Origin of the sequence: Microbispora amethystogenes, assembly GCF_016863015.1 — a bacterium.
Lineage (GTDB): Bacteria > Actinomycetota > Actinomycetes > Streptosporangiales > Streptosporangiaceae > Microbispora > Microbispora amethystogenes.
In genome coordinates, this window is the sequence record NZ_BOOB01000037.1 from 154923 (window position 1) to 175639 (window position 20717).

At 71.7% G+C, this 20717-nt stretch carries 21 protein-coding genes; 13 read left to right on the forward strand and 8 right to left on the reverse strand.

The features are described from left to right. Nucleotides 1-33: 33 nt before the first annotated feature. The gene (hutU, locus tag Mam01_RS23775) at nt 34-1860 is read right to left on the reverse strand and encodes a urocanate hydratase (RefSeq protein WP_275409069.1); all 1827 of its coding nucleotides are present in this window, start codon (nt 1858-1860) and stop codon (nt 34-36) included. Nucleotides 1861-2058: 198 nt separating this feature from the next. On the opposite strand from hutU, the gene Mam01_RS23780 reads away from it, so the two are divergent. Further along, nucleotides 2059-3183 carry an MBL fold metallo-hydrolase gene (locus tag Mam01_RS23780; RefSeq protein WP_204287418.1) on the forward strand — a complete coding sequence of 375 codons (1125 nt, stop codon included), beginning with the start codon at nt 2059-2061 and terminating at the stop codon, nt 3181-3183. A 102-nt stretch (nt 3184-3285) separates the two neighbouring features. On the opposite strand, the gene Mam01_RS23785 is transcribed toward Mam01_RS23780, so the two are convergent. Continuing rightward, nucleotides 3286-3660 (reverse strand): STAS domain-containing protein, encoded by a 375-nt coding sequence (locus Mam01_RS23785; protein WP_204287419.1) that lies wholly within the window; start codon nt 3658-3660, stop codon nt 3286-3288. A 141-nt stretch (nt 3661-3801) separates the two neighbouring features. On the opposite strand from Mam01_RS23785, the gene Mam01_RS23790 reads away from it, so the two are divergent. The 3 genes from Mam01_RS23790 to Mam01_RS23800 all read left to right on the forward strand — a co-directional run bounded on the left by Mam01_RS23790 (nt 3802) and on the right by Mam01_RS23800 (nt 6251). After that, on the forward strand, nt 3802-4173 hold the full coding sequence (locus Mam01_RS23790) for a hypothetical protein (protein ID WP_204287420.1): 372 nt from the start codon (nt 3802-3804) through the stop codon (nt 4171-4173). A 93-nt stretch (nt 4174-4266) separates the two neighbouring features. Beyond that, nucleotides 4267-4941, forward strand: coding sequence for a DUF6766 family protein (locus Mam01_RS23795; protein WP_204287421.1), 675 nt, complete (start codon nt 4267-4269; stop codon nt 4939-4941). Between the two features lie 110 nt (nt 4942-5051). Then, the gene (locus Mam01_RS23800) at nt 5052-6251 is read left to right on the forward strand and encodes a hypothetical protein (RefSeq protein ID WP_204287422.1); all 1200 of its coding nucleotides are present in this window, start codon (nt 5052-5054) and stop codon (nt 6249-6251) included. Nucleotides 6252-6303: 52 nt separating this feature from the next. Here the strand turns inward: Mam01_RS23800 and Mam01_RS23805 are convergent, their stop codons facing one another. Then, the gene (locus tag Mam01_RS23805) at nt 6304-6888 is read right to left on the reverse strand and encodes a hemerythrin domain-containing protein (protein WP_239101548.1); all 585 of its coding nucleotides are present in this window, start codon (nt 6886-6888) and stop codon (nt 6304-6306) included. Between the two features lie 154 nt (nt 6889-7042). Then, nucleotides 7043-8383, reverse strand: coding sequence for a cellulose-binding domain-containing protein (locus Mam01_RS37400; protein ID WP_204287423.1), 1341 nt, complete (start codon nt 8381-8383; stop codon nt 7043-7045). Nucleotides 8384-8911: 528 nt separating this feature from the next. Here Mam01_RS37400 and Mam01_RS23815 point away from each other — a divergent pair. The 3 genes from Mam01_RS23815 to Mam01_RS37405 all read left to right on the forward strand — a co-directional run bounded on the left by Mam01_RS23815 (nt 8912) and on the right by Mam01_RS37405 (nt 11160). Continuing rightward, nucleotides 8912-9940, forward strand: a complete 1029-nt coding sequence (locus Mam01_RS23815; RefSeq protein WP_150934285.1) for an ROK family protein — start codon at nt 8912-8914, stop codon at nt 9938-9940. Between the two features lie 224 nt (nt 9941-10164). Continuing rightward, entirely contained in the window at nt 10165-10815 is a 651-nt protein-coding gene (locus Mam01_RS23820) for a hypothetical protein (protein WP_204287424.1), read from the forward strand. A gap of 219 nt (nt 10816-11034) precedes the next feature. After that, the gene (locus Mam01_RS37405; RefSeq protein ID WP_263641835.1) at nt 11035-11160 is read left to right on the forward strand and encodes a hypothetical protein; all 126 of its coding nucleotides are present in this window, start codon (nt 11035-11037) and stop codon (nt 11158-11160) included. Nucleotides 11161-11576: 416 nt separating this feature from the next. On the opposite strand, the gene Mam01_RS23825 is transcribed toward Mam01_RS37405, so the two are convergent. Next, entirely contained in the window at nt 11577-11771 is a 195-nt protein-coding gene (locus Mam01_RS23825) for a CsbD family protein (protein WP_150934287.1), read from the reverse strand. 169 nt (nt 11772-11940) lie between these two features. Between Mam01_RS23825 and Mam01_RS23830 the strand changes: the two genes are divergently transcribed. From Mam01_RS23830 to Mam01_RS23850, 5 genes are all read left to right on the forward strand, one after another. Next, on the forward strand, nt 11941-12396 hold the full coding sequence (locus Mam01_RS23830) for an SPW repeat protein (protein WP_204287425.1): 456 nt from the start codon (nt 11941-11943) through the stop codon (nt 12394-12396). Between the two features lie 185 nt (nt 12397-12581). Then, entirely contained in the window at nt 12582-13574 is a 993-nt protein-coding gene (locus tag Mam01_RS23835) for a glutathione S-transferase family protein (RefSeq protein ID WP_204287426.1), read from the forward strand. Nucleotides 13575-13814: 240 nt separating this feature from the next. Then, nucleotides 13815-14729, forward strand: coding sequence for a TerC family protein (locus tag Mam01_RS23840; protein ID WP_204287427.1), 915 nt, complete (start codon nt 13815-13817; stop codon nt 14727-14729). A 77-nt stretch (nt 14730-14806) separates the two neighbouring features. After that, entirely contained in the window at nt 14807-15634 is an 828-nt protein-coding gene (locus Mam01_RS23845; RefSeq protein ID WP_204287428.1) for a metallophosphoesterase family protein, read from the forward strand. Further along, a complete protein-coding gene (locus Mam01_RS23850) occupies nt 15631-16278 on the forward strand; it encodes a 4'-phosphopantetheinyl transferase family protein (RefSeq protein WP_204287429.1) in 648 nt (215 codons plus the stop codon). The genes Mam01_RS23845 and Mam01_RS23850 overlap by 4 nt, the downstream gene beginning before the upstream one ends. A 10-nt stretch (nt 16279-16288) precedes the next feature. Here Mam01_RS23850 and Mam01_RS23855 read toward each other — a convergent pair whose 3' ends face one another. The 3 genes from Mam01_RS23855 to Mam01_RS23865 form a co-directional block, all read right to left on the reverse strand. Beyond that, nucleotides 16289-16759: a DUF6194 family protein gene (locus Mam01_RS23855; RefSeq protein WP_204287430.1), complete on the reverse strand. Its 471-nt coding sequence runs from the start codon at nt 16757-16759 to the stop codon at nt 16289-16291. A 125-nt stretch (nt 16760-16884) separates the two neighbouring features. Further along, nucleotides 16885-17772: a universal stress protein gene (locus Mam01_RS23860; protein WP_204287431.1), complete on the reverse strand. Its 888-nt coding sequence runs from the start codon at nt 17770-17772 to the stop codon at nt 16885-16887. A gap of 142 nt (nt 17773-17914) precedes the next feature. Continuing rightward, nucleotides 17915-19324: a cellulose binding domain-containing protein gene (locus tag Mam01_RS23865; RefSeq protein WP_204287432.1), complete on the reverse strand. Its 1410-nt coding sequence runs from the start codon at nt 19322-19324 to the stop codon at nt 17915-17917. Nucleotides 19325-19561: 237 nt separating this feature from the next. Here Mam01_RS23865 and Mam01_RS23870 point away from each other — a divergent pair, with 237 nt between their 5' ends. Then, complete coding sequence (locus tag Mam01_RS23870; RefSeq protein WP_204287433.1) at nt 19562-20713, forward strand: carboxylate-amine ligase; 1152 nt, start codon at nt 19562-19564, stop codon at nt 20711-20713. The last annotated feature ends 4 nt before the right edge of the window (nt 20714-20717 follow it).

A 20717-nucleotide genomic window follows, 5' to 3' on the forward strand; every position in this document is an offset into this window, starting at 1 on the left:
GCCCGCCAGCCGGGATCACCGGCGCCGGGCGGGTCAGGCGCGGGCATCGGGGTGCTCCGTCCCGGCCATCGGGACCCGTACGCCGCGTTCACGCGCGACCTCGGCGGCCCGGTCGTACCCGGCGTCCACGTGCCGGATCACCCCCATGCCGGGGTCGTTGGTCAGCACCCGCCGGATCTTCTCCCCGGCCAGCGGTGTGCCGTCGGCGACGGTCACCTGTCCGGCGTGGATGGAACGGCCGATGCCGACCCCGCCGCCGTGGTGGATCGACACCCAGGACGCGCCCGAGGCCACGTTGACCATGGCGTTCAGCAGCGGCCAGTCGGCGATCGCGTCGGAGCCGTCCAGCATCCCCTCCGTCTCGCGGTACGGCGAGGCGACCGACCCGCAGTCGAGGTGGTCACGGCCGATGACGAGGGGAGCCGAGACCTCCCCCGAGGCGACGAGGTCGTTGAACCGCTCCCCCGCGCGGTCGCGCTCGCCGTACCCCAGCCAGCAGATGCGCGCGGGCAAGCCCTGGTAGCGCACCCGCTCCCCCGCCATCCTGATCCACCGGGCCAGTGGTTCGTTGTCCGGGAACAGGTCGAGCACCGCGCGGTCGGTCACCGCGATGTCGGCCGGGTCTCCGGACAGCGCCGCCCACCGGAACGGGCCCTTGCCCTCGCAGAACAACGGCCGGATATAGGCGGGCACGAACCCGGGGAAGTCGAACGCCCGCGCGTACCCGGCGAGGCTTGCCTCTCCCCTGATCGAGTTGCCGTAGTCGAACACCTCCGCGCCACCGTCCTGGAAGCCGACCATCGCCTCGACGTGCCGGGCCATCGACTCCCGCGCCCGCCGGGTGAAGCCCTCGGGGTCCTTGCGCGCGAGCGCGGCCATGTCCTCGAACGCGACGCCCAGCGGCAGGTACGCCAGGGGGTCGTGGGCGCTGGTCTGGTCGGTGACGACGTCGATCTCCGCGCCGCGCGCCAGCAGGGCGGGCACGGCCTCGGCCGCGTTGGCCACCACGCCGATCGACAGCGGGCGCCGCGCGTCCCTGGCCTCGTACGCCAGGCGCAGCGCCTCGTCCAGGTCGTCGGCGCGCACGTCCAGGTAGCCATGGGCGATCCGGCGCTCGACGCCGCGCGGGTCGCAGTCGACGCAGACGGCCACGCCGCCGTTCATGGTGACGGCCAGCGGCTGCGCGCCGCCCATGCCGCCGAGCCCGGCGGTCAGGGTGATCGTCCCCGCGAGGCTGCCGCCGAACCTCTTGGCCGCGACCGCGGCGAACGTCTCGTACGTGCCCTGCAGGATCCCCTGGGTGCCGATGTAGATCCACGAACCGGCGGTCATCTGGCCGTACATCGTGAGCCCGAGCTGTTCCAGCCGCCGGAACTCGGGCCACGTCGCCCAGTCGCCGACCAGGTTGGAGTTGGCGATGAGCACCCGGGGAGCCCACTCGTGGGTGGTCATCACCCCGACGGGCCGGCCCGACTGCACGAGCAGCGTCTCGTCGGCGCGCAGGGTGGTGAGCTCCCGCACGATCGCGTCGAAGGAGGGCCAGTCACGGGCGGCTCTGCCGCTGCCGCCGTAGACGACGAGCCGCTCGGGATGCTCGGCGACCTCGGGGTCGAGGTTGTTCATCAGCATGCGCAGGGCCGCCTCCTGCGGCCAGCCGCGCGTGTTCAGCGTGGCGCCGCGCGGGGCCCGTACGGGGCCACGGCCCGCGCCGGGAACGGCGCCGGAACCGTCACCATGGGCGGAAGCCGGCTCCGTAGCCGGTGCGGAGGCCCGGCCGGAGATCGCGCCCGACGCCTCGTCGGGTGTCCGAGCGGACCCCTGGGCGGACCTCGGGGTGGAGGTGCTGTCATCGTCGGCCACGAGTGCTCCTTCCGCCTGCGCGCCGGACTCGCCTGTCCTGTCCGGCGTGTCCGGTCCCGCGCTCTCGGTCCTACCCTCCTCCCTTCCCCTGGTCGCGCGGTGAGCGGGGCGGGGCGAAACACGACCGGGAGGCGCGGTGCGCGCGCGGGCGCCGCCATTGCCTAGTCTGATCGGCAGAACCCAGCAAGGAGATTGCCGTTGAAGACCGGTGGACAGAAGAACGGTGCGTGGGGCCGTCGTGTGGGCCTGCTCGCGGGAGCGGCGGCCCTGGCGGCCGTCGGATGGACGTTGCGGGAGGTCCCCGCCGCACTGGGGGCGCGGCCGTCGGGCGAGCGGGCGAATCGGGTGCGCCGCTCCAAGCAGTTCCGCGACGGCGCGTTCCGCAACACGGCGCCCTCGTCGATCCTCCCGCCCGGAACGTCCCGGCGGGTCGTCCGTGAGCTGCTGTTCGGCAAGGCCCCGCGCAAGCCCCGGCTGCCGGTGCCGCTGATGACTCCGGGCGCGTCCGCCGGAGGCGACCTCGACGCGATCTGGTACGGCCACTCATCGGCCCTGATCGAGATCGAGGGCCGGCGGGTGCTGCTCGACCCGGTGTGGAGCGAGCGCTGCTCACCGGCGTCGTTCACCGGGCCCCGCCGGCTGCATCCCCCGCCGGTGCCGGTGTACGAGCTGCCCGAGCTCGACGCGATCGTCATCTCGCACGACCACTACGACCATCTCGACATGGCCACGGTTCGCCTGCTGACCCGGACGCAGACCGCTCCGTTCCTCGTGCCGCTGGGGGTGGGCGCCCACCTGGAGCGGTGGAAGGTGCCGGCGTCGCGGATCGTGGAGCTGGACTGGGACGAGGAGACCACGGTCTCCGGCATCCGGTTCGTCGCGACCGCCGGACGCCATTTCTCGGGCCGCGCATTCCGCCGCGACCAGACGCTCTGGGCGTCGTGGGTCATCGCGGGCAAGCGCAGGAAGGTCTTCTACACCGGCGACTCCGGCTACTTCGACGGGTACGCCGCGATCGGCGCGGCGCACGGGCCCTTCGATCTCTCGGTGGTCCAGATCGGCGCCTACAGCAGGGGCTGGCCGGACATCCACATGACGCCCGAGGAAGCGATCCTCACCCACCTGGACGTGCGCGCCGGGGTGCTGTTGCCGGTGCACTGGGGCACCTTCTCCCTCGCCCCGCACGCGTGGAGCGAACCGATCGACCAGTTGTGGCGTGAGGCGAAGGAGCGCGACGTGCGGCTGGTGGTCCCGCGGCCGGGCGAGCGGGTCGCCGTCGACGACCCGCCGGCGGTCGACGGGTGGTGGCAGACGATCGTGTGAGGGCCGCGCCCCAGAGCCATGCCCGGCGGCCCGCCCGCCGTCCGCTCCTGCCCGGCGGCTCGGCCGGCCGGGCGCGGGCGCGCGGCGGTGTGAAGGCGCCGGTCAGAGAAGCGGAGCGGCGTGGCGCCTGATGTCCAAGGGGCGGTGCAGGGCGTCGGCGAGGGTCGGATAGGCGGTGAACCGCTCGGTGAGACCGAGCATGCCGAACAGGTGCCGCATGTGCCCGCTGAGACCGCACACGGCGCCGTCGCCGCCCTCCGGAGGCGTCCGCACGCAGGCGTCGATGAGCACCCGAATGCCCGCGCTGTCGATGAAGCGCAGCCTGGCGAGGTCGAACAGGATGCGCGTGCCCGGCCGGGCCAGCAGAGGAGCCACCTGATCCCGCAGCCTCGACACGGTGAGCACGTCGAGCTCACCGCTGAGCGTGACCACCGTGAACGGCGGCGACTGCGTCACCAAAACCTGGAAATCGTGCAAGGGTCCCACCTCCGTTGGAGTGACGACCCTCAGGAAGACCTTCGGGACTCGCTCATATTACGTTTTGTAGGCGATAAATCCCATATGACCGTTCCGATCGCGGCCTTCGTTTCACACCTGCCCCCAGGGTAGTCCCCATCCATGGCTGCACGAGCAATGGCGGTCGTCTGCCTCGCCCTGATCGCCGCGAGCTGCGCGTCCGCCGAGAAGGACCCGGTCGTCTCGGCGGCCGAGCGGTTCCTGTCCGCCGCCGGCCAGGGCCAGGGAGGGCCGGCGTGCCGGCTCCTGGCGCCGAAGGCCGCCCGGTCCCTGGACGACTGTGAGAAGCAGATCGTGTCCGTCGGCCTGCGGCCCGCCGCCGTACGCGGGGTCGACGTCTGGGGCGACGAGGCACGGGTACGGCTGGACGGCGACACCCTCTTCCTGCACCGGTTCTCCGAAGGCTGGCGGATCCGGGCCGCGGGCTGCGCCCCCCGGCCGGGCGAGCCGTACGAATGCGAGGTGGAGGCGTGAACGGCACCCGCACGCTCTATTGGGCGCTTCTGGCGATGATCGCGCTTGGTCTCGGATACGTGATCTTCATCGGACTGGCGGGGAGGTAGCGGGGTGAGGCGCCTGGTCCGCGACAACGCCCTCGCGATGTGCTTCCTGCTGCTGTTCCTGCTCAGCCTGGCCGGGCAGTCGGTCGCGGGCACGGCGGCCTACAACGAGGACCAGGTGGCGGAGGGCGGGGCTCCCGTCACGTGGCTCCAGTACGTCACCTCCTCGACCTTCGCCGTGGACGTGGCCGAGAACTGGCAGTCGGAGTATCTGCAGTTCTTCCTCTACATCCTCATCACGGTGTGGCTGATCCAGCGCGGCTCGCCGGAGTCGAAGGAGAGCGGCGAGGAGGGCCTGGAGTCCGACGCCGAACAGAAGATCGGCCCCTTCGCCGGCTCACGGTCCCCCGCGTGGGCGGTGGCAGGCGGCTGGCGCCGGACGCTCTTCAGTCACTCCCTCGGCATCGCGATGGGCCTGATCTTCCTGCTGTCCTGGCTGGCCCAGTCGGTCGCCGGGCTCGCCGCGTACGACGAGGAGCGACTGGCCCGGCTGGAGGACCCGGTGGGCTGGCTCGGGTACGTCACGTCGGCCGAGTTCTGGAACCGCACCCTGCAGAACTGGCAGTCGGAGTTCCTGGCCGTCGCATCGATGGTCCTGCTGGCGATCTTCCTGCGGGAGCGCGGCTCCCCGCAGTCGAAGAAGGTCGGCGACCCGCACTCCGCGACGGCGTCCTCCGGCTGATCCCCGCACGCCACCGGATGCCAATCTCGGTCAAAAGCTCCAAATAGCGACGTTTGTCGCATTCCATGGCCTGGGTACGCCCAGCGCGAATCGTGGGGAGGAGCACCGAGATGACGTTCAATCCACTGCGTGAGCGCGGAATCCCGCTGGACCGGCAGGTGCGGAACTGGCGTGAGCTGGACGTCACGCCGATCGACCCCGACCACGCCGACCCCTACACGCGGTGCCGGATCATCACGATGAACGGCATCGAGATCGAATCGATCATGTTCAGCCACCACTTCGCCCGCCGCTGCCCCGATCTCGGCGTCCGGCAGCGCCTCGCGGAGGTGCGCTACGTCGAGCAGCAGCAGCAGAAGGCGGTGAACTGGCTGCTGCCGGGGCTCGCCTCCGTGCTGGAGACGACGATCGCGTACGAGCAGGTGGCGGTGGACCTGACGGCGTGGGTGGCGCGGATGGAGCCCGACCCCTACCTCAGGAAGGCCTACGAGTTCGGCGTGCTGGAGGACTTCGACCACCTCTACCGGTACGCCAACCTCTACGAGATGATCGAGCACCGGAAGGCCGAGAAGATCGTCGACCAGCTGACCGAGGTCATGCCGGGCCGGCCGACGAAGATGCACCACCGCCACCCCGTCGACAACGTGCGGGAGCACTACGACCGGGAGAAGGCCAAGCCGGTCTCGAAGCTGCACGCGCTGACGATCATGTCGGCCGAGCAGCAGACGATGAACTTCTACATGAACGTGGGCCCGACCTACATGGAGCCGATCGCGCGGCAGCTCTACCAGGAGATCGGGCTCATCGAGGAGGAGCACGTCACCCACTACGAGTCGCTGCTCGACCCGCGGGAGACGTGGTGGGAGCAGTGGCTGAACCACGAGTACAACGAGTGCTATCTGTACCACTCGTTCATGGAGACCGAGTCGGACCCGAAGGTGAAGGCGATCTGGGAGCTGCACCTGAACATGGAGCTGGAACACCTGCGGATCGCCGCGGACCTGTTCCGGGAACACGACGGCCGGGACCCGGAGCAGCTGCTGGCCCCCACGCTGCCGACGCCGGTCACCTTCGAGCCGAACACGGGTTACCTGCGCGAGCTCATCTCCACCCAGATCGACCACACCACGCTGGGCACCGGCTACGTCCAGGAGGCTCACGAACGGTTCCAGCGCTGGCAGGAGCAGATCCACGACGACGTCGAGCCGGCCAGCGAGCGCGTCATCGACGACAACCGCGCCAGGTCGGGCGAGGAGTACCGCCTGGAGATCGAGGGCGGCCACCCTCTCTACAGCCTGCGCTCCCACTGACGGGGCGCCCGGCCCGGGCCCGCACGGCGCCCGGGCCCGGGCCGGGCCGGGGTCAGCCCTTCCGGCCCAGCGCCTGGCGGATCAGGTCGCGGGCCCGGTCGACGATCGCCGCGGGCGGGCCGAACAGCAGGTTCCGCGTCATCGACTCCACCCCCGGGTGCGGTCGCGTGGGGGCCATCGCCAGCGCCGCCCGCACGCCCAGGGCCATCGCACGCCGCTCGGCCGTCGTCGTCTCGGCGCGGAGCCGGGTGAACTCGTAACGTTCCTCCGCCCGCGCGTGCGCGAGCACGGCCGTACGCAGCCGGTTGAGGCCCGGCATGAACTCCGAGTGGTCGGGGCCCAGGTCGTCCAGCATGGCCAGCATGCGTTTGGCCTCGTGCTCCTCCTTGAGCCGGTCGGCGACGATCTCTCCTCCCCCGTCGACCCGCAGCCGGGTGTAGGGGTGGACGATCTCCTCCTCCGCCGTCTCGTGCACGGCCAGCATCCGCACCAGCCGCCGGAAGGGCTCGTGTCGCTCGCCGGGCGCCGCCCGCTCCACCTCCTCGAACATGTCCCTGATCACGGCGTGCTGGTGGACGAGGAGGTCGATGACGTCGCCCTCCTTCATCAGTTCGGGCACCGGGTGCACGTCGGTCATGTGCCTCTCCCCTCGGATGCGGCGTCCGGCCTCCCGGAGGAGGCCGGACGCCGGGACGATCGGGACCGTCAGCCGTCCCGCGCCACGGCGGGCACTCAGCTACTTACCCTTTTCGGTCACCGTCCGTCACCAAAGGAGTCACCGAGGGATTCGTTCAGCAGCCGACGGGGCTGGAGCCGAGGGCCACGTCGTCGTACCAGATCGTGTCCGAGTCACTGCCGTAGCTCTCCCAGCCGAGGCGCAGCGTCGTGGGCCGCGGCGCGGTGGTGCGCCGCAGCCACTGGGAGTCCACGTTCTGGGTGGGCGTGCCGTCCACCCGGAGGCCGGCGACCTCCTGGTCGTCCAGGTACGTACGCATCGCCTGCTGGGTGGTGTCGATCTGGAAGCGCAGGCAGACCCAGCGGTTGGTGGGCAGCGGAGTGCTCAGCGCGACGCCGGCCGGGCTCTGCTCGGGCAGCGTGGCGTCGTCGGACTCCCGGTTCCACTGGAGCGCGTTGTTCTGGCCGCCGATCCGCAGGTCCTTGCCGCCGTCCCGGGAGTCCGCCATGGTGATCATGCTGACGTGACCGGCCGGGAGCGCGGTCGTGTGCCGCACCCACATGCGGCCGTACACCACGGGCGCGATCGCCGAGACGTTCTTGGTGGTCCCGACGAAGATGTGGTTGCAGTAGTTGCCGCCGCCGTTGACCTTGAGCGACTTGCCACCGCTGTGCGTGGTGGAGGTGTCGATCGTGGCGGTGCCGCTGCCCGAGCAGTTCGGCGTGCTGACCTGCCACTCACCCGACGGCGTGCCCGACTGGTCCTCGAACCCCGAGCAGACCACCAGGCCGCTTCCCGAGCAGCCGGTCGACGGCGTCGACGAGGGCGACGCGGACGGGGAGGCCGACGGAGACGCGGACGGAGACGGAGACGGGGATGGGGAGGCCGACGGCGACGGAGACGGAGACGGAGACGGAGACGGAGACGGTGAGGGCGACGCCGACGGAGACGGGGACGGCGAGGGAGAGGGCGAGGACGTGCCCCCGCACGGCACGCCGTTCAGCACGTAGTCGGACGGCGGCGTGAGGCTGCCCGACCAGGTGCCCTGGAAGCCGAAGTCGGCCGTGCCGCCCGTGGCCAGCGAGCCGTTGTAGGAGGCGTTGACGGCGGTCACCGTCGTGCCCGACTGGCTGACCTGGGCGTTCCAGCCGTTGGTGATCTGCTGGCTGGTGCCCGCCGTCCAGCGCAGCGTCCACGAGCTCACCGCGGAGCCGAGGTTGGTGAGCCGCACCGAGGCGGTGAAGCCGCCCTGCCACTGGTTGACCGTGTAGTCCACCTTGCAGACGGGGGCCGCGGAGGCGACGGTGGGCACCAGCACGACCACGAGCCCGGCCACCAGCGCGGCCAGGGCCGCGACCAGGCGCCCCGCCGGGGAGCCCGGCAGGCCGCGACCGGCGCGCGCACCCCTCCGGATGCCCGCACGCCGGTCACCGGGTGCGGGACGGAACTGCTTCATGCGTACCTCGCTTCCTGCGCATCTGTCGTGTGGCGCTTCGCGCGGCCCGCGTCGGCCCGCCTCGCCCGGATCGGCGGGATCAGCCCGGTTCGGACCGGGCCGGCCGGAGGCGGCGGCAGGACGGGCGCCGCCGCTCGGGCCGCGGTGGACGCCGCGCGTACGCGGGCGACGGGAGCGGCGCCGGCCGGCGTGGCCGGGCGCATGGGTCGCGACGCTGCGGCCCCGGACGCAGATGTTTTCTCCCGGTCGCACGGCAGGTCAACGGACGCCGCCGCGCCCTCGCCGCGGTCTCGCCGGGCCGCGCGTCCGGCGACGGCGTACGGCCCAGCTCACGGGCGCGGCGGCGGCCGGAGGCGGCCGGGCCGGGGAGGTGGCCGAACTGAATCTTTCACCATGCCGTGATGTGACGAAGGCCGCCGTACCCTGCGCCTGTGCGCCGTCCGGCCGGTCGCGGCCGAGCGACTGCCCGCCGGGCGCCGGCTCTCGTAGTCTTCGCTCTGACACGCTCGAACAAAGGACATCCCCCAAATGGCAGATGCAGGGTCCTGGGTCGTCGTCGGGCTCGACAACGGCGGGACAAGCAACAACGCGACCGTCCTCGACGCCTCCGGCCGTTTCCTCGTGGACCGCATGGTCGAGACCCCGAGCCTCGTGCGGGAGGGCCCCGAGGTCGCGGTCGAGCAGCTCCTCCTCGCCCTCGGCAACGTGCTGGAGCTGACCGGGACGCCCCGGTCCACGGTGCGCGCGGTGGGCCTCGACACCCCCGGCCCGGCCAGCGCCCGCGGCGTGATCTCCTCCAAGGGCGCGACGAACTTCGTCGACCCCGGCTGGTTCGGCTTCGACTTCCGCGCCGCCCTGGAGGCCCGGCTGGGGCTGCCGGTCGTCTACAACAACGACGGCAACGCGGCGGCCCTCTACTCCCACCACGTACGCTTCGGCGCGGACGCCTGGCAGCACTCGTCGGTCTCCGCGATCGTCGGCACGGGTCTCGGCGGCGGCGTGATCCAGTCGGGGCACGTCGTGAAGGGCGCGGCCGGGATGGCCGGTGAGCTCGGGCACGTCCACATCCCCCTGCAGGGCCTCCTGGAGGAGGACCAGCCGCTGCCGGAGTGCAACTGCGGCTTCACCGGGGACGCCGAGAGCGTCGCCTCGCTGACCGGCATCGAGAAGAACCTGCTGCCCTACTGGCTGACCCGCTTCCCCGGCCACGAGCTCGCCGGGATCGAGCCCGTCGCGAAGGCGGCCCGGCTGCTGCGCGGCTACGCCGAGAACGGCGACGCGCTCGCGCTCAAGGTCTTCGAACAGCAGGCGATGGCCATCGGCAGGCTGTTCACCGTCGCGGCCAACTTCACCGACCCCGACGCGTACTTCCTGGGCGGCGGGGTGGTCGAGGCGGCCCCGCACTTCCGGGAGTGGTTCCTGGAGAAGGTTCGCGAGCACACCCTGCTGCGGGAGGAGCAGCGGCAGGTGGCGACCGTCACGCTGGTGGAGGACCTCGACATGGCCGGAGCCCGGGGCGCCGCGCTGGCCGCGCTTACCGAGATCGTCGGCCGCTGACGCCGCCCGCTCCGTACGGAGGCGGCTCTCGGCGCGGATCGCGAAACCCACGGCAAGAGTGGGCAAATTGTCGCTATCCACACCAGCAACCCCAGGAGGCTCGATAGAGGATAGAAAGGTCATTTTCGTAGTGACGTTCCCGCGGGGCGTCCGCGACGGGGGACATCTCGTCGCGGAGGATCGCCGGGACGGATCTATGGGGGAAGGATCACGGGGGAGGATCCATGACCACGACCGAGGCGACACCGGGCCCGACGGCCGGAGGCACGACGACCACCCGGGCCCGGACATCCCGTGCCCGCACGACGACGCCCACGCCGCCCGTACCCGCACCGCCCACGCCCGGCCCGTCCATGGGCCCGGGGACCAAGGAGGAGCACCGGCCGCGACTGGACCTGGACCTGCCGTTCATGAGCCTCCAGCTTCGCGCGCCCGAGATGCACCTGCCGCACGTCGGCCTGCCGCACATCAGCGGGCGGGAGGTCGGGCACGCCATGGACGTCGCCCGGACCTTCCTGCCGCCGCCGGAGCGCATCATGTACTACGGCGGTCTCGGCGCGCTGGCGGTCCTCGGCATCCTGGAGTGGCCGGTGGCGGCGGCGATCGGCGCGGGGACCATGATCGCCCAACGGGCCAGGTCACGCGAGCAGCGCTGGTCGCCGCTCGGCGGGCCGCAGCAGAAGGGCGCCCGGGGAGCGGCCGCGCCAGGGATGCCCACACCGGGGGCGACCACGCCGGGAATGCCTGGCGCAGGGGCCATGGAGACGGCCCCGGAAGCCGCCAGGCAGGCGGCCGGGAGGCGGACCGCGGCGAAGGGCGAGCCGAAGACGCCCGCCACCGCCGCCACCCGGCGCGGCCGGGCCGCCGCCAAGTAGGCGCCGCCCCGGAGTCGCCACGGCGGCCCGGTGGCACGGCCGGCAGACCGCACGGGCACGGCCGAAAGGCGCCCGTGCGGCTGCGGCCTGAGCCTGTGATCAGGGACGTATCCGGAACGGTCACCCGCTGTTCACCGAACGGTAACCTTACCTACGCCTGTTTGGGAGGTTTATGCGTCAGTCTTCTATAGAAGCCGATTTGTCCTACTGAGGTGTGAAGTGACTGAGTTCCTCGCCGCCGTACTCTCCCGTGCGGCCCTCATGGTCCTGGAGGCGCTGCTCATGCGTCTCGTCCATGCCCTCGTGACGTCGTCCTTCCGCGTCACGATGCCGCAGGCGGCCTGACCCGGCCCGACCGGCCCGCTCGCGCCGCCGGCGTTCCCGGGTTGAGCCCTCCACCCTCTCCGCCGCCGTCCGCTCCCGCGGCGACGACCGCCGCCGACGCCTGAGCGGCGGCTTCCCGGCCTCCCCATGGCCGAACTCACGCGGGGCGATCACACGGGTTTCTCAGGGGGACGATTCAGGGGGTCCGAACGGATCTCAGGGGATGTCCCGCAGGGTCGTCGCGGATACTCGCAGCGAAACCCCGCGCACGGGGGACGAGAGCGCCGGGACTTCATCCCGGCTCGGCGGTGCCTCCCGGCAGTGTCTCTCGACGGCGTCTCCTGGCGGCGTCTCTCTCGTCCCCGCACCGGTGACGGTCGCGAGTCCCTCCCCCCGGAGGGCCCGGCGCCCCGTCACCTCACGCACGATCGCGCGGGTCAGTCCTTGAAGGCGTCCTTGACCTTGCCGGCGGCGTCCTTCACCTTCTCGCCCGCCTGCTTCATGTGGCTCTTCGACTGGTCGGCCTGGCCCTCGGCCTCGAGACGCTCGTCGTCGGTGACCTTGCCGAGCCCCTCCTTGGCCTTCCCCGCGAACTCCTCCGACTTGTTACGGAACTTGTCCTCCGTACCCATCTGGTTTCCCCTCTCGGTCGCAGAGCTGACGACCCTCCCTCTTTCCGCTGGTGGAGGGGCTAAACGCGGCCCGGCCGACACTCGGCCGCCCAATCGGGAAAAAGGGACGAAACGGGCGTACGCTGGAAATAAGGACTACAGCACACGCCTTTGAAGGGTGGTGTGAGGCATGACACACGGCGCCGACATCGGGACGCATCCCGACATCATGCAGATGCGTGCCCGTTACGAGGCCGCCGCGGCGAATCCCGCCGCACAGCTGGCCGATGGTCTGACGCTCCTGAGCGGGCTGTATCTGGCGCTGTCGCCCTGGATCATCGGATTCAGCGGCACGCGGACTCCGCTCGCGGTGAACAACCTGGTCACCGGTCTCGCCGTGGCGCTCCTGGCGATGGGATACAGCTCGGCGTTCGGGCGCACCTACGGAATCTCCTGGGTCGCCCCACTGCTCGGCATCTGGACCATCATCGCCCCCTGGGTCATCCGGGGAGGCATGGCGACCACCTCGACGATCATCAGCAACGTCGTCGTGGGCGCGCTCATCCTGCTGTTCGGCCTGGCCACGATGCGGTTCGGCATGATGGAGCGCGAGCGGCCCGGCGGCTTCCGCACGCCGGCGCACTGAGCCGGCGAACCGGCACCGCACGGGCAGCAAGCCCAAGGCGGCGAGCCCGAGCAGGTGCTGGACGCGGTGCCGGGCTCGCACCGGGCCGGCCTCGTCGTTCCGCGGCGGGGAGAGGCGGGCTGCCGCGTGGTTGTCACAGGCGCCGGTTAGTCTCGTCCTTGGCTGAACGAGAGGACGATGCGCGCGTGACGACCACGGCTCCCGTCGCGAGTCCGGTGGACTTCGCGACCTACGGTGACTACACGCTGAAGGCGGCCACCCGGCCGGACGGGTCGTTCGCGCGGCCGCTGTACCGGTTCCGCGACCGCGTCACCGCCGACGGCGTCACCGCCGACGGCGTCACCGCCGACGGCGACGGCGGCTTTCCGGCCGAGCCCGGCCGTTACCACTTGTACGTCTCGCTGGCCTGCCCGTGGGCGCACCGCTCGGTGATCGTGCGTGCGCTTCTCGGGTTGGAGGACGTCGTGACGATGTCCGTCGTCGATCCCGTGCGCGACGGGCGCGGCTGGGCGTTCCGCGAGGGCCCGGGGCACGGGCCCGACGAGGTCAACGGGTTCACCCTGCTCCGGGAGGCGTACGAGGCGACCGAGCCCGGCTACGACGGCCACGTGTCGGTCCCCGTGCTGTGGGACCGCCGCACCGGGCGGATCGTCAGCAACAACTTCCCCGACATCAGTCTCGACCTGGGACAGGCGTTCGGCCGGTGGGCCCGGCCGGGTGTCGACCTCTACCCCGAGGACCTGCGGGCCGAGATCGACGCGCTCAACGAGCGTGTCTACGCCGACGTGAACAACGGCGTGTACAAGTGCGGCTTCGCCGAGAGCCAGGAGGCGTACGACGCGGCGGTCACGGCGCTCTTCGCGGCGCTCGGGGAGCTCGACGAGCGCCTGGCCGGCCGCCGTTACCTGTTCGGCGACCGGATCACCGAGGCCGACGTACGCCTCTGGGTCACGCTCGCCCGCTTCGACACGGTCTACGTGACCCACTTCAAGGCGAACATCCGCCGCCTGGCCGACCACCCCAACCTCTGGCGCTACGCCCGCGACCTCTACGCGAACCCCGCCTTCGGCGGCACGACGGACTTCGGCCACATCAAGCGCCACTACTACGGCACCCACCCCAAGATCAATCCGCTGCGCATCGTGCCCGCGGGACCGGTCGTCGACTGGTCCCTGTAGTCCGCCGCCACCCCGCCCACAGCCCGATTCCGGGGCACGCCCGGCGACCGCTTTGACGTACGGACCCGCTTTCCCGAATAATCGGGCGTAGTTCGAGGGGGAGTACCCGGCTTTCCGCAGCGTCGTCATCACGGCCGCCGACCTGAGGCGTCCCGGCGCGGGAGTCACCGCAGCATCCGGTGGCACGGGGAGACCGTCGACCGTCCGATTCCGCCGTGTGGCGGTGATGGGGGTTGACGCATGCCCGTACCTCTGTGGGCCTGGGCCGCCGTTCTGGCGGTCATCCTTGTCATGCTGGCCGTCGACCTCTACGCCCATCGCACCGCCCACGTCGTGCGGTTCCGCGAGGCGCTGGCCTGGTCGGGGGTGTGGATCGTCCTCGGCCTCACCTTCGGGGCCGTCGTCTGGCTGACCTGGGGCCCGGAGGCGGGCGGCGAGTACCTGGCCGGTTACCTGATCGAGAAGTCACTGGCCGTCGACAACGTGTTCGTGTTCGCGCTGCTGTTCTCCTTCTTCGCGGTCCCCCGCGAACTGGAGCACCGCGTGCTGTTCTTCGGCGTGCTCGGCGCGCTGGTCTTCCGCGCGGTGTTCATCGGCGCGGGCGCCGTGCTGCTCGACCGCTTCCACTGGATCCTCTACCTCTTCGGCGCGTTCCTGCTCTACACGGGCGTGAAGATGGCCAGGCACGCCGCGATCGAGGTGCATCCGGAGCGCAACCCCGTGCTGCGCGCCCTGCGGCGGGTGATGCCCGTCACCGACGCCTTCCAGGGGTCGCGGTTCCTCGTCCGGCAGGACGACGGCCGGTGGGCGGCGACGCCGCTGCTGGCCGTGCTGGTCGCCGTCGAGACCACCGACATCGTCTTCGCCGTCGACTCGATCCCCGCGATCTTCGCGGTCACCTCCGAGCCGTTCCTCGTCTTCACCTCCAACGCCTTCGCGATCCTCGGGCTGCGGGCGATGTACTTCCTGCTCGCCGGGGCGATGCACCGGTTCGGCTATCTCAGGTACGGCCTCGCCGCGATCCTCGTGTTCGTCGGGGCGAAGATGCTCCTCGCCGACGTCTACGCGATTCCCGTCTGGCTGTCGCTGGTGGTGATCTTCGCCTGCCTCGCGATCTCCGTCGGGGCGAGCCACTACCGCACGCGTAGGGGTTGATCGATCTTCCCCTCGGCCGCCGCCGATCTGTACCCTCCTGTCCAGGGAGCCGGCGGGCGGTGGGAGGACTCGGCAACGTGACGGGCTTGTACGCGATCAGCGATCTGCACGTCGCCCACGACGAGAACCGCGAGATCGTCGAGAACCTCCGTCCGGAGTCGGACGGCGACTGGCTCGTCGTGGCCGGCGACGTGGCGGAGACCCCGGCCGACATCGAGTGGGCGCTGGGCACGCTGGCGCGGCGGTTCGCGAGGGTCGTCTGGGCTCCCGGCAACCACGAGCTGTGGACCACCGCGAGCGACCCGGTCCAGCTCCGGGGCGTCGCCCGATACGAGCGTCTTGTCCAGATCTGCCGTGACCTCGGGGTGCTCACGCCCGAGGATCCGTACGCGGTATGGGAGAGCGAGGACGGGCCGGTCACGGTGGCCCCGCTGTTCCTCCTCTACGACTACACCTTCCGTCCCGACGGCACCGCGACCAAGGAGACGGCCCTGGCCCGGGCGTACGAGGCCGGCGTCGTGTGCACCGACGAGTATCTCCTGCACCCCGATCCGCACCCGACCCGCGACGCCTGGTGCGAGGCGCGGGTGGCCGAGACCGAGCGCCGCCTCGCCACCGTCGGCGGCCCGGTCGTGCTGGTCAACCACTTCCCGCTGGTCCGGGAGCCGACCCGGATCCTGCGGTATCCCGAGTTCGCGCTGTGGTGCGGCACCGAGCGCACCGCCGACTGGCACGTGCGCTACCAGGCCGCCGCCGTGGTCTACGGCCACCTGCACATCCCCCGGACGACCTGGCACGACGGCGTACGCTTCGAGGAGGTCTCGCTGGGCTATCCGCGCGAGTGGCGCGGGCGTCCGGCCGGGCCCGCGCGCCCGCGTCTGGTGCTCGCCGGGGCGGCCAAGTGATCGCTGACATCCTGCCGTCGTGGGTGGCGTCGGCGGAGGAGTTCGGCGACGTCCCGGAGGAGACCCTCTTCCCGGAGGAGAGGCCGCTCGTCGAGCGGGTCGCCGACCGGCGGCGGCGGGAGTTCGTCACCGGGCGCCACTGCGCCAGGCGCGCGCTCGCCGCGATCGGCGTGGCGCCCGTCGCGATCCCGCGCGGCGAGCGGGGCGCACCGGTCTGGCCGGACGGCGTGGTCGGCAGCATCACGCACTGCTCGGGATACCGTGCGGCGGCGGTGGCCCCGGCGGAGGCGGCCCTGGCGATCGGCGTCGACGCCGAGCCGCACGAACACCTCCCCGAGGGCGTCCTCCCCCGGGTCGCCGCGCCCGCGGAGATCGCCGCGCTCACGGCGCTGCGCGACGCGGACGACGCGGTGTGCTGGGACGCGATCCTGTTCAGCGCCAAGGAGTCGGTCTACAAGGTCTGGTTCCCGCTGACCCGCAGATGGCTCGACTTCTCCGAGGCGGTGGTGGACATCGACCCCGCGGGCGGGTTCGAGGCCCGCCTTCTGGTCACCGACCCGGCCGTCGGCACGACGGTGCTGCGGGGCCGGTGGACGGTGCGCGACGGCCACCTCGCCACCTCGATCGCCCTCTCCCGGGGCTGACGACGCCCGCTCACGTACGCGGCCGGTGGCGGGCGGCCGCGCGGGCGTGCGCCGCGGTCAGGAGGGCGGGCACCCGGGGTGCGGTGGCCTCGCCGGGGTTGAGCACGCAGACCCAGGACTGGGCGGCGTAGACCGGATGCGGCAGGATCCGGTCGAGCGCGCGGTAGTCCACCGTCTCGTGCCGCCCGGCGTGGGCGGCCGGAGGGTAGCCGAGCAGTTCCCCGAACGCGGCGCGGCCCACGGCGACGTTCAGCCGGAACACCCCGGGCCGGTCGAGGCCGGAGGCGGTGTCGAACCCTTCATAGTCCTTGACCACGATCGTGGCGAAGGGCATCTGCCGGGCGGAGGGGTCGTCGTCGGGATCGTAGAAGAAGAAGGTGTCTCCCCACGCCGCCCGGGGGGCGCCGGTGCCCTCGGCGGCGGTGAAGGCGACGACGCCCGGCAGGCCGGTCATGAAGTCGGCGATGTCGTTCTCGGTCAAGATGGGTCCCGTTTTCTCGGCGGCTGATTCCTCCTTGAATCGTCTCATTGAGCCGCCCTGTGAAACTTATGCCGATAAACCCCTGGATTCCGGCGGAAAACCTTCAACCCGCAGGGCAGGCCGGGTCAGGACCGGCGGGGCGGGCGCACCACCGCGACGGGACAGTGCGCGTGGTGCAGGACGGCCCGGCTGACCGAGCCGAGCACCGCCGAGCCGACGGCGCCGTGCCCCCGGGAGCCGACGACGAGCAGGTCCGCCTTCTCCCCTGCCTCCACGAGGGCGGGCACCGGATGCGCGCAGACGGCCCGCATCTCGGCGTCCAGATCCGGGTAGCGCTCCCGGTGCGCCGCCAGCATCTCCGCCACGTAGTCCTCCTGGGCCCTGCGCACCTCGTCGACGTCATAGGTGATCTCGGGCGCGAACGAGTGCACCGGAAGCTGCCACGCGTAGAGGACGAGCAGGCGGCAGCCGCGCAGCCGCGCCTCGTCCGACGCGTAGGTCAGCGCGGCCTCCGCCTCCGCCGAGCCGTCGACGCCGGCGACGACCAGCCCGTGCGGCACCCGCAGCCCCTGGCGTACGACCACGACGGGGACGTCGACCTGACCGGCGAGGTGCATGCTGACCGAGCCGAGCAGCATGCCGGCGAACCCGCCGTGGCCCCGGTTCCCGACGACGATCTCCGCGGCCCCGGCGGCCTCCCGCCGCAGCGTCCTCGACGGATCGCCCTCGACGAGATCGGGGACGACGCGGACGACGGGATGGATCTCGCGTACGGCCTGGACGGCGTCCTCCAGGATCCGCCGGCCGGCCCGGTCGAGCTGGTCCTCGATGGGGATGGGATAACGGGCGATCTCGTACGGCAGGCGGTCCACCGCGTGGACGATCCGCAGCGGCAGGCCCCTGCGCGCGGCGTCTCCCGCGGCCCACTCCACCGCGGCGGCAGCGGCGCGCGAGCCGTCGGTGCCCACGACGACGACGGGTTCGGACAGGGGTTCGGACAGGGGTTCGGACATGGCTCCTCCTTCGTGCCTGTCCTCATCCCACCGCCCGCGCGCCGCCCCGGGCAGGGCCGCTGGTCCCAGCCTGCCGGGACCTTCCGCCCTGCGCTGGAAGGCCCCGGCGGAAGGTCCCGGCGAAAGATGCCGATGGAGGAGATCAGGGGCAGGTGAAGGCGGTCGGCGCCGGGGAGGAGGCTCCGGACGCCTGGAAGCCGAAGCTCGCCGACGCGCCGGGCGCGAGGGTCTGGCCCCAGGAGGGAGCCCGCGCCGTCCAGCGGGACCCACTGGCGGTCACGGTCGCGCTCCAGCCGCTGACGAGGCCCACTCCGGCCGGCATGGTCCAGCCGACCGTCCAGTCGGGCCAGGTCGTCGTGCCGGTGTTCTTGACCGTGACGTTCGCGGTGAAGCCTCCCTGCCACGAACTGGCCACCTGGTAGCTCACCTGACACGTCCCGGTGCTCCCGGACGGGCTCGCCGACGGGGAGGCGGAAGGGGACGGGGAGGGCGACCGGGACGGCGAGACCGACGGAGACGGAGAGGGGGACGCGGACGGCGAGGCCGACGGGGACGGCGACGCCGAGGGCGACGCGCTGGGCGAGCTCGTGCTCGTGGTGTAGCTCGCCTCGGTGTAGTCGGCGGCGCACTGCGTGCCGCACGACGAGGGCAGGCCGAAGCTGTAGACGCGGCCGCCGTTCAGCGGCTGGTCGGCCGCGTCGCGCACGCGGATCCGGAACGTCGTCGCGCCCCGGCTGGTCCCGCTGATGAGGTACGACTGGCCCATGTCTGAGTTCATCTGGGCCGGCTGCCAGGCGCCGTCGGCGTAGTACTCCACCCCGTGGATGCCGTTGGGCAGGTGGGAGATCGCGATCGCGGTCCAGTAGGCCTGGGAGCCCTTGAGGAACCCGATGCGGATGTCGCCGGAGTAGTTCGGCGCGGGGATGAACGACCACGTGACGCGGCGGTTGTTCCAGTGGTTCGGGTACATGTCCCCGACCGGCGCGCCGTTCTTCACGAACCTGTTGAGCGAGGGCTTCGACAGGTCGAGGTGGTAGCGGTCGTCGCGGCACCAGCCGTTGGAGTCGCCGCAGCTGTCGGCGACGATCATGGTCAGGGTGGCGCCGTTGTAGGCGTCGGCGACCCACGAGCCGTTCCGGCAGAACTGCGAGTTCTGCCCGCCGTCGTTGACGCCGGTGCAGAAGTCGGAGATCTGCACCTGGACGAAACGGCCGCAGTTGAGCCCGTTGTTCCACATCCCGGTCTTGGACGCGTTGGCGCCGGTCAGCGGCCGGGGATAGAAGTTGTAGTCGCCGGGGGTGTCGTACACGTTGAGGGCGACGAAGTCCTGCGAGTCGAGCTGGGACTGCGGCATCCCGCAGCCGCCGTACGGCGAGCCGAGGGCGTCGAAATAGGTGGCGTTGCCGGTCACCGGCGCGGGCGGGTCGCCGACCGCGCCGGCCGGAGAGGCGGCGGGCCAGGCGGTCAGCAGCACCGCGGCGACGGCGGCCGTCCAGATGCGGCGCCGGAGGCGCCGGATGCGACCTCGGACGGAGAATGCGCGGCCGGTCATCGGACTCCCTGCGCTCACGGTCGGGGCTCGGAACGCCGTGATCCTGGCGGCGGGCCGGTGCCGGGTCAAGGGCCGGTCACGACGGCCGCTGCGACGACCCCGGTGAGCTGCGTGCGATGTCCGCCCCGTTTGGTGACTACCTGTAACTTTCATCACCCTCATGAGCCGATGACGTGCAGAAGCCGACTTTCGGGGCAGGAAACACGGAAGCATTCATGACCGGCGGGGAGCGGCCACATGACGGAATTCGCAGGGGACATGGCGGTCGGCGTCGAGGAGGAGTTCCACATCGTGGACCTCACGACACGGCAACTCGTTCCGCGGGCCGGCCTACTGCTCCAGCAGTTGCGATCCGACCATTTCACCCAGGAACTGCAGCGATCGGTCCTGGAGACCGGGACGACGCCGCGGCTCCGGCTGGAGGACCTCGCCGGGGAGCTCACGCGGCTGCGCGCCGACGCGATCGCGGCGGCGGAGGGGCTGGGTCTCGGCATCGCGGCGGCCGGGACGGTCCCGCTGGTGGACCCGGAGTCGATGAAGATCTCCCCCGACCCGCGCTACGAGCAGATGCTGGACGACTACCAGGTGCTCGCCCGCGAGCAGCTCATCTGCGGCACGCAGGTGCACGCCGAGGTGCGCGACCGGGACCTCGCCGTGGCCGTCACCCACCGGCTCGGCCCGTGGCTGCCTCCCCTGCTGGCCCTGAGCTGCAGCTCGCCGTACTGGATGGGCGCCGACACCGGCTACGCGAGCTTCCGGTCGATGGTGTGGCAGCGCTGGCCCACGGCCGGCCCGGCGGAGCGGTTCGAGTCGGCCGAGGAGTACGACGCGATGGTGAAGGAACTGGTCAGGTCGGGGGTCATCAGCGATCCCGGGATGCTCTACTTCGACGTCCGGCCATCGGCGCACGTGCCGACCGTCGAGCTGCGGCTGTGCGACTCCTGCCCCCGGATCGAGGACATCGTGCTGATCGCCGGGCTGTTCCGCGCGCTGGTCACCCGGGAGCTCGGCGCCCTCGCCACCGGCGCTCCCACTCCCCTGGACCCCGGTTCCGTACGCCCCGAGCTGGTCCGGGCCGCCTCGTGGCGGGCGGCGCGGTCCGGCCTGGACGGCGAGCTGGTCGATCCCGTCGAGGGCGTGCCGAAACCGGCCAGAACAGTGGTGAACCGGCTGCTGGAGGGCCTGCGGCCGCAGCTGGAGGCGCGCGGCGACTGGGAGCTGGTCAGCTCGCTCGCCGCCGAGGCGCTGGACGGCGGCGACTCGGCCGCCCGGCAGCGCGAGGCGTTCCGGCGGGCCGGCCGCCTGACCGACGTGGTGGACCTCGTCCTGGCCGAGACCAGACCCAGGAACAGACCCGCGAGCCCGTACGCCGCGGCGGCCGGGAGGTAGGAGC

What these genes read in the sequence shown, in the direction of transcription:
- Mam01_RS23790 (WP_204287420.1), top strand. Translation starts at nt 3,802, where the DNA reads ATGGCTGCACGAGCAATGGCGGTCGTCTGCCTCGCCCTGATCGCCGCG.
- Mam01_RS23800 (WP_204287422.1), top strand. Translation starts at nt 5,052, where the DNA reads ATGACGTTCAATCCACTGCGTGAGCGCGGAATCCCGCTGGACCGGCAG.
- Mam01_RS23805 (WP_239101548.1), bottom strand. Translation starts at nt 6,888, where the DNA reads ATGACCGACGTGCACCCGGTGCCCGAACTGATGAAGGAGGGCGACGTC.
- Mam01_RS37400 (WP_204287423.1), bottom strand. Translation starts at nt 8,383, where the DNA reads ATGAAGCAGTTCCGTCCCGCACCCGGTGACCGGCGTGCGGGCATCCGG.
- Mam01_RS23815 (WP_150934285.1), top strand. Translation starts at nt 8,912, where the DNA reads ATGGCAGATGCAGGGTCCTGGGTCGTCGTCGGGCTCGACAACGGCGGG.
- Mam01_RS23820 (WP_204287424.1), top strand. Translation starts at nt 10,165, where the DNA reads ATGACCACGACCGAGGCGACACCGGGCCCGACGGCCGGAGGCACGACG.
- Mam01_RS23825 (WP_150934287.1), bottom strand. Translation starts at nt 11,771, where the DNA reads ATGGGTACGGAGGACAAGTTCCGTAACAAGTCGGAGGAGTTCGCGGGG.
- Mam01_RS23830 (WP_204287425.1), top strand. Translation starts at nt 11,941, where the DNA reads ATGACACACGGCGCCGACATCGGGACGCATCCCGACATCATGCAGATG.
- Mam01_RS23840 (WP_204287427.1), top strand. Translation starts at nt 13,815, where the DNA reads ATGCCCGTACCTCTGTGGGCCTGGGCCGCCGTTCTGGCGGTCATCCTT.
- Mam01_RS23860 (WP_204287431.1), bottom strand. Translation starts at nt 17,772, where the DNA reads ATGTCCGAACCCCTGTCCGAACCCCTGTCCGAACCCGTCGTCGTCGTG.
- Mam01_RS23865 (WP_204287432.1), bottom strand. Translation starts at nt 19,324, where the DNA reads ATGACCGGCCGCGCATTCTCCGTCCGAGGTCGCATCCGGCGCCTCCGG.
- Mam01_RS23870 (WP_204287433.1), top strand. Translation starts at nt 19,562, where the DNA reads ATGACGGAATTCGCAGGGGACATGGCGGTCGGCGTCGAGGAGGAGTTC.